Source organism: Allobosea sp. P1_B10, from assembly GCF_056406735.1.
In genome coordinates this window covers 224219-231869 of record NZ_JBFTZP010000007.1, presented here as the reverse complement: position 1 = coordinate 231869, position 7651 = coordinate 224219, and the positions used below count along the sequence as shown (strand labels likewise).

At 62.5% G+C, this 7651-nt stretch carries 6 protein-coding genes and 2 pseudogenes; 5 read left to right on the top strand and 3 right to left on the bottom strand.

The window, feature by feature from the left end; all coding sequences use genetic code 11:
* A pseudogene (locus AC1D2L_RS16645) lies at positions 1-236 on the top strand (transposase); the annotation flags it as partial.
* On the opposite strand, the pseudogene AC1D2L_RS16640 reads toward AC1D2L_RS16645, so the two are convergent.
* Both AC1D2L_RS16640 and AC1D2L_RS16635 read right to left on the bottom strand, forming a co-directional pair.
* Positions 236-573: pseudogene (locus AC1D2L_RS16640) on the bottom strand (IS110 family transposase); the annotation flags it as partial. The pseudogenes AC1D2L_RS16645 and AC1D2L_RS16640 sit on opposite strands and share 1 nt — an antisense overlap.
* 161 nt (positions 574-734) lie before the next feature.
* Entirely contained in the window at positions 735-923 is a 189-nt protein-coding gene (locus AC1D2L_RS16635; RefSeq protein WP_476846996.1) for a hypothetical protein, read from the bottom strand.
* Between the two features lie 135 nt (positions 924-1058).
* Between AC1D2L_RS16635 and AC1D2L_RS16630 the strand changes: the two genes are divergently transcribed.
* Entirely contained in the window at positions 1059-1829 is a 771-nt protein-coding gene (locus AC1D2L_RS16630; protein ID WP_476846995.1) for an ABC transporter permease, read from the top strand.
* Between the two features lie 13 nt (positions 1830-1842).
* Positions 1843-2640, top strand: coding sequence for a hypothetical protein (locus AC1D2L_RS16625; protein WP_476846994.1), 798 nt, complete (start codon positions 1843-1845; stop codon positions 2638-2640).
* Positions 2641-3024: 384 nt separating this feature from the next.
* Here the strand turns inward: AC1D2L_RS16625 and AC1D2L_RS16620 are convergent, their stop codons facing one another.
* The gene (locus tag AC1D2L_RS16620; protein ID WP_476846993.1) at positions 3025-3429 is read right to left on the bottom strand and encodes a hypothetical protein; all 405 of its coding nucleotides are present in this window, start codon (positions 3427-3429) and stop codon (positions 3025-3027) included.
* Between the two features lie 537 nt (positions 3430-3966).
* On the opposite strand from AC1D2L_RS16620, the gene AC1D2L_RS16615 reads away from it, so the two are divergent.
* Complete coding sequence (locus AC1D2L_RS16615; RefSeq protein WP_476846992.1) at positions 3967-5460, top strand: sigma-54-dependent transcriptional regulator; 1494 nt, start codon at positions 3967-3969, stop codon at positions 5458-5460.
* Between the two features lie 107 nt (positions 5461-5567).
* Complete coding sequence (locus tag AC1D2L_RS16610; RefSeq protein WP_476846991.1) at positions 5568-7550, top strand: L,D-transpeptidase family protein; 1983 nt, start codon at positions 5568-5570, stop codon at positions 7548-7550.
* Positions 7551-7651 lie beyond the last annotated feature (101 nt).

Below are 7651 nucleotides of genomic sequence, written 5' to 3'. Positions count from 1 at the left end.
CTCGTCGGTGAACGCGGAGCCTGGTCCAACATCCCGCCCAAACGCAATCGGAACGACCCGATCTGCTTCAGCCGGCACCTCTACAGGACAGGAGCCTGATCGAGCGCTTCTTCAACAAGATCAAACAGCTCCGACGCGTCGCCACACGCTACGACAAGCTCGCGGAGAACTTCCTGGCAAGCCTTAAGCTCGCATGCGTCAGAATCTGGCTACGCGGTAATGAGTCGACGGCCTAGGCATCCTTGGGATCGTTCTTGTCCCAACCGTTGTGCGCGCCTCCCGGGTACGGGCCAGCGCGACCGAGGAGAACAGCCGCAGCTCGAAACCTGCCCTCAGCAGCCGGTAGCCGAGCGTGCGATGGTAGTTGCCGGTAGCCTCGAAGCCGACGAGGATCGGTCGTCCGATCGCGGCAAGGTCCACAGCCAGGCGGTCGTAGCCCTGCTTGGCCGCCATCACGGTCATCCGCCGGCGTCGACCACCTTCCGGTCGCTCGATCAGGGCCTCCTGGCGGTACTTGGACATGTCGATCGCTACCAGCACGGCGCCGGTGGGAGTAGAAAAGCGCTTGGTCATGGTCGGCCTCTCTCCAAAGTGTTGCCTCGACAACCTCACTTTAGAGACCTGTGGGCCGGCCATGTCCGCCGTGCCGGCGCTGCGCTACGCAAAGCGCCGGCGCGTGACGCCGGAGGAGCGCGCGTAAGCCTTGTGCGGCGCATAGAGCGTTTGACGCGCCCCTAGCTGTCGAAGCCGGAGCCTGCCGCCTCGACCTCCCGCACAGCATGAATCTCGTCCTCATCAACTCCAATGCGATTGCCGATGCGCGGCAAGTCAATATCGTCCAAGCGCTTTGCGGCGCCTTTGAAAATCACAGGCATGGCGGACGGCCAAGCGAAAGCAGAGCGCTTGCCCTCGCGTATGTTCATGTACGTGCTCCAGACATGAAAAAGCCCGCGCGAGGCGGGCGGCGCGGGTGGGCAGTAGTTGCTGGGGAGACTGCGTTCACGTAAGCGAGGCGGATGACCAAACGGCCCGCGACCGCTCGTATAGACAGCCCCTTAATGCGTGCGCTCATCCAGCACGCCCGCTCGGTTTATGCGCTTGGCCTGCGCGACTTCAAAACCCGCTTCGGCGCCAGCTACTTCGGCTTTCTGTTCGGGTTGTTGATCCCGCTGGCTCACATAGTGGTTTTGTTGCTGATCTACCATTTTGTGGGCAGGCGCGCGCCTATTGGAACTGATGTAACGCTCTATCTCACTTCGGCGGTTTTGCCGTTTGTGGTCTGGTCGTACACACATCAGAAGATGGCGATCGCGTTCTCCCACAACAAACCGCTTCTCTCGTTCCCGATCATCCGCCTGACCGACATCATTTTTGCTCGTGCTTGGGTCGAGATGATCAATGCCGTCTTGATTGTAACGGTCGTTTATTCGGTTCTCGCTGTCGCCGGGTTCGATGTCTTCGTATATGACCCGCCGGGGGTTCTGTTCACGCTTCTCATCGCTTATGTATTGGGCGTCAGCACAGGGGCATTGTTGGGGCTTATCAGCATACTACTACCGATCGCACTGTTTATTGGCTTCCTGATCATCCCGCTTTATTGGGTCGCGTCTGGAGTTTTCTTTATCCCCGGAGCACTGCCAGGGCAGGTGCAGCAGATATTGTTCTTTTTTCCTCTAACCCACATCATTGATTTCGGCCGAACCGCTTTTTATCCATCTTATATCAGCGATTGGCATTGGCTTCCGTATGTATTCGCAATCATAACGGCTAATCTACTTTTAGGTCTATTAATCATTCGGCTTCTGCCAGACCAGCTAACTGCGAAATAATATGGGGGATTCTTTGTCGCTTCATTTTTTTACTTCGGTTGACGCCAAATATGAAATGTTCGCGTTGCCCTATGCCACTTCCGCGTTGTTTTCGAACCGGGAAGCGACTGTCGAGGTATGCGTCGAAAATCTAGACAGGTTTGACGAAAAATTCCCGAACAGCCGGGCAGCACTGAAGCGCCTCTTTAACGATAGAGCCTTGATCCGGGAGGCCGACTTCGGGAGGTGCAGTCCAAGCGTTTTAAGGTTCATAGAAGAGCCGCAAATCAAGGCCGATTACACATACATAGGAGACGCGGACATCCTCGTTCTTGAGGATGTCCTGCCGCTTCACCGGGCGAATATGGCAACGACCGGCCTGCCATACAGCAATATCGTCAGACCAAACACCCGCAAGATGACGGGACTCCACTTCACCCGCTCGGACGCCTATTACCCGGTCGTGATCCCCGACGTGGATCTGCACAACACGAACGACGAGGATCTGCTGTACATGATGGTCGTGGAGAAGAGCCACATATTGCCGCCAGAAGGCGCCAATTTCAGGCCGCTCCACGGCTACCACCTCAGCCTTCGAAGACTACCGACCGCCCATTTGGGATGGGGCGTGCTAGGAAGCATGACAGCCGCGTTTAATAAACTCCGAGCCAGCGACGAGTGGCTAAATATGCTTCCGCGCTTTCACCCATTCTATCACGTCTGCCTTCTGATGTTGTCCACCGCCGTGCAGGCGGTAGACCCGGTCAATTTCGTGCCTTACACAGACGACTTGCCTATCAGACACTTGAAGCGCTTTGGCGCGGATGTGTAAGTTCTGCCAGATCTCAGTTATTAGCAGCGGAATCTGTGGGACCTCATTGCCCCCGTTTGACACCAGTGTGATCGTGCCGCGACTGCTGAGCGCTCGTGGCGACTCGCCCGCCGCGAGATAGATCTCTCCAGTTGCGGCGGTCATTGTGGCAGTCCCCCGGAACCGCAAAGTGTGAAACGGCAATTGCGTCTCAGCGCGCCTGGGATGCTCGGTGCCGCCACGAGCGGCGATGACCTGACTGACGTGATATTTGTACTGCCTGCGACATCAAATATCTCCCCACCTTCGGGAAGGACCAAAGTTGCAGCGGCTGCCAGGAAGTCGAGCTTCTTCGCAATCAGGACGTCGAATGTGTGGGCTGCGGCGAGCATTCCGGTGCGAGTGTTAAGTAGGCCGACGTTCTCCATGTCGAGTTGCGTCTGGGGGCCATTCTGGTCCGTCCCCAATCTTGCTTCCAGGCCGAGGCCGTACCGTCGCATTCTGCGAGATTACATCCTTGAGATAGAGCTTCTCAAAGTCAGCAAGCGCAATGTTCGACTTGGGCAGTGCCGAAACGCTGAAATTCGCGGCATTGCCATTGATGATCAAGCCGCTGAAACCTAAAAACTTCAGGCTGGTCGATGCGCCGATATTCGGATCGTTGAAGATCGGCCTACCAGGGCCGTCCGGCAGCTTGACGGTGGTTGCGCCAAAGACGCCTTGTAGATGGAGCTTGTCGCGGAGAACAAATGTCTTGCGCCCAGTAGAGCCCGGGATCGAGATACAGCATCTTACCGCGCGATACTGCATCTTCGATCATGTTGTTTAGGGCTGCGCTAAAATCAGCCTGATCGGCGCTCGTCACCTCGACATTGGCGACCGCCTCGCTCGGCTTCTTGGTCATGTCGTCGAAGGCAGAAGTGCGCTCGCGCAGATTCCGGCTGATCGCTCGCGTCGGGGCGTCTGTCTGGTCCTGTGTTCAGTTCCCATCCTGCGCATGCGCGACGACATGGGCAGGCGAGTGTCCAACCCCGCGATCGCGGTCGGCTCGTCCGGCTCCGACACGAGCCGGCTCTTCTCCTCCCAATAGGTGCCTCGAGGGACTGGATCGGCGTCGTTCCACCCGCTCGGCAATGGATGCCGCCGAGCCCGTCATTGTCAGCCTCCCCCGAGAGAAGCGTCACCGACTGGACAGCCGCCGGCACATCGGTCGCCTCAAGCGGACTGATGTTGGCAATTGGCATCTTAAGCGCCGCTTAACCGTTCTGGCCGAGGATGCCCCAGAACGGAACAGCCGATTCCCCGTCTGGGCATTGGTTCTCCGCACCGCCTGGCCTCCGAGGTTACATGACCGCCACCGTTCTCGTCGTCGACGACGATCCCGTACAGCGCCGCCTCCTCGATGCCATGCTGAAGCGTTTTGGCTACGAGGTCGTGACGGCGGAAAGCGGAGCCGAGGCGCTGAGGCTGCTCGGCGGCGCCGAGGGCGACCGCATCGATGCCGTCGTACTCGACCTCGTCATGCCCGAACTCGACGGGATGGGCCTGCTCGCCGCCCTGCGCGAGCGTGCCATCGAGACCCCCGTCATCGTGCAGACTGGCAATGGCTCGATCGAGACCGTGATTGCCGCGATGCGCGCGGGCGCCGTCGACTTCGTGGTCAAGCCCGTCGGGGCCGAACGCCTGCAGATCTCGCTGAAGAACGCGCTGAAGGTCGGCGCGCTGGAACATGAGCTGCGCCATATCAAGCGCCGCGCTTCCGGACAGCTCGGCTTCCGCGACCTGGCGACCAAGAGCCCCGACATGGCCCGCGTGGTCCTGCTGGCGGAGCGCGCCGCCAAGTCCAACATCCCGATCCTGATCGAAGGCGAATCCGGCGTCGGCAAGGAGGTGCTGGCACGCGCAATCCAGGGCTCGAGCGACCGCAAGGGCAAGCCGTTCGTCACGGTCAATTGCGGCGCCATTCCTCATAATCTCGTCGAGTCCATCCTGTTCGGCCACGAGAAGGGTGCGTTCACCGGCGCGACCGAGCGCCATATCGGCAAGTTCGTCGAGGCCCATGGCGGCACGCTGTTCCTCGACGAGGTCGGCGAGCTTCCGCTCGACGCGCAGGTCAAGCTGCTGCGCGCGATCCAGGAGGGCGAGGTCGACCCCGTCGGCGGCAAGAAGTCCGTGCGCGTCGACATCCGGATCATTTCAGCGACGAACAAGAGCCTCCTCGACCAGGTCAAGGCGGGCGAGTTTCGCGAGGACCTGTACTACCGCCTCAACGTCTTCCCGATCACGCTGCCGCCGCTGCGCCAACGCCACGAAGACATCGCCGATCTCGCACGCGGCTTCCTGGCCCGCTTCGGCGCCGAGGAGGGCAAGAAGCTGCGCGGCATCACCCCGGAGGCCCTTGCGCTGATCTCCGGCTATGACTGGCCGGGCAATGTCCGCCAACTCGAGAACGCGATGTTCCGGGCTGTGGTGCTGGCAGACAGCGACGAGCTCACGGTCGCAGAGTTCCCGCAGATCGCCGCGCAGATGGAGGGGTTCGACGTGCGCATCCCGCCCGTCCCGGCCTCGATGGTGCGCCACGACCCCCGCAACGACACGCCGCGAATCATCCAGATGCCGGTGCGCGATCCCAACTCGATCGAGCTCGTCGCCGGCTCGGACATGCGCAAGCTCGACGATCTCGAGCGCGAGATCATCACCTTCGCGCTGGCCCATTACCGCGGCCATATGTCCGAGGTTTCGCGCAAGCTCGGCATCGGTCGCTCGACGCTTTATCGAAAGCTCAAGGATTACGGGCTGATCGATACCGAAGCCGCGTCCGAAGGCTCCGACGCAGCCTGACCGCCCCTCTCGAATCGCGACGGCTGTTGCGCCGCCGCATCTTGTCGTAGCCACCCGATTCACGCAGGACTTGCGTTGAATCGAGCGAAAGATTGGGAATAACGACCATGCGTCGTCGCCACCGGGCGGGCTTGAATTCGGCCTCCGCACTGACACTGGTTCTTGCGCTTGGCCTGAGCAGCGCCTTCGCACAGGGCGCACCTCAAACCGACCCCGATCTCGGCGTCCCCCTGCCCGAGCAGCCCGCTCTCGTCATCCTGAACGGCGACATCGCGGCCGAGACTGGGCGCCCGCCCTCGGCTCCGGATGTCGTGGTCAAGGTCGAGGCACCGGCCTCCCAGGACACCGAGCGCGGCATGGTCACCGGCACGGTATCGCCGTCCCAGCAGCCTGCGAGCGGTCTTGCAGCCATCGAGGTCCAGCCGTCCCCGGCAACCTCGCAAGGCGTCGACGATCGTCCCGCGGCACTCGACATCCCCGCAATCGAGATGCCGGCGACCGATCCGGAGCTCATTCCGGCCGCGCCGGCGCCCGTGCCGCAGATGCAGCCGCACAGCGAACCGATGCGCTCTGCGGCCCCCGATGCAGGCACCGTCGCGCCCGGCACTGCACCGAGCGATGCGCCCAAGGCCGTCGTGCAGGCCCAGCCCGCTCCCGAACTCGCCGCCGAGATCGCAACGCGTCTCGAGCAGGGGCTGGCGCTGCCGCGCCTGAACGAGCGCGAGCGCGCGGAAATCCTCGCCGCCTACCAGGCCAATGAGAACCGGCCGTTCTGGATCAAGGACAAGGGCTGGAGCGAGGGCGCGCTGCGCCTCGTAACCCACCTCGGCCGCGCCTCCGAGGACGGCCTGAGGGCGACCGACTATCCGCTGCCGGCCTTCGAGGCGAGCGACAAGGGAAGCCTCGCGGAGGCCGATGTCAGGCTCTCGGCGCTGGCCGTGCTCTATGCCCGCGATGCGCGCGGCGGCCGCATCGACCCGCGGCGGTTGTCGAAGCTGATCACGCCGACGCTGTACCTGCCGAGTGCGACGGAGGTCCTCTCCGAGCTGACAGCCGTTCCGGACGCTGGTGCCACGCTTGCCGCCTACAACCCGCCCCATGAAGGCTATCGCCGGCTCAAGGCAAAGCTCGCCGAACTGCGCGAGCATCTCGACGACACCCCCCTGGTGCGCATTCCCGCCGGCCCGCCGCTGAAGCTCGGCATGCGCGACGACCGCGTGCCGCTGGTGCGTGCCCGCCTGGGGCTGGGGCCGTCAGAGGAACCCGTTTTCGATCGCTCGACCTCGCTCGCACTGGCCGACTTCCAGAAGCAGGCCGGCCTGCGTGCCAATGGCATCCTGAGCGCCCAGACGCTGGCCGCCCTCGGCACCCCGGCAACCGCACGCGGCGAGCAGGACATCGTCGCCCAGATGGAGCGCTGGCGCTGGCTGCCGCCCGATCTCGGCGCCACCCACATCATGGTCAATGTGCCGGAGTTCCAGGTCCGCGTGATCCGGGACGGCAAGCTCGTGCACCAGACCCGCGCCATCGTCGGCAAGCCGGAATCGGCGACGCCTATCTTCTCGCACAAGATGGACCACGTCATCGTGAATCCATCCTGGTACGTGCCGCCCTCGATCCTCAAGAAGGAGTTCGTGCCAGGGCTTGCGGCCGATCCCGACTATGCCACCAAGCGCGGCTATGTCGTCACGCGCGGCCGCAACGGCTCGATTTCGGTGCGGCAGCCGCCGGGAGAGCGCAATGCGCTCGGCTGGATCAAGTTCATGTTCCCCAACGACCATGCCGTCTACCTGCACGACACGCCCAACCGCCGGCTCTTCGCCAATGAGCGGCGTGCCTTAAGCCATGGCTGCGTGCGCGTCGACAATCCCTTCCTGCTGGCCGACCAGGTGCTGGGCCCGGAATGGAGCCACGAACGGCTGAAGCGGCTGATCGGCTCCGGCGAGCGCCGGATCAACCTGCCGACCGCGATCCCGATCCATCTCGTCTACAACACGCATGTGGTCGGGGCGAATGGCCACCTGACGACGTTCCAGGACCTGTACGGGTTCCACAGGCTAGTGCGACAGGCGCTGGAACAGCAGGGCTGAGCCCAGCAGCGCCTGCGAGCACGGTTTCGCCATCTTCCACGATTAGCCAGCTGTGGAAGACTGGGCGGGGGTGAAAAGTCGTTGCAAGGCGTTGCCGGCTT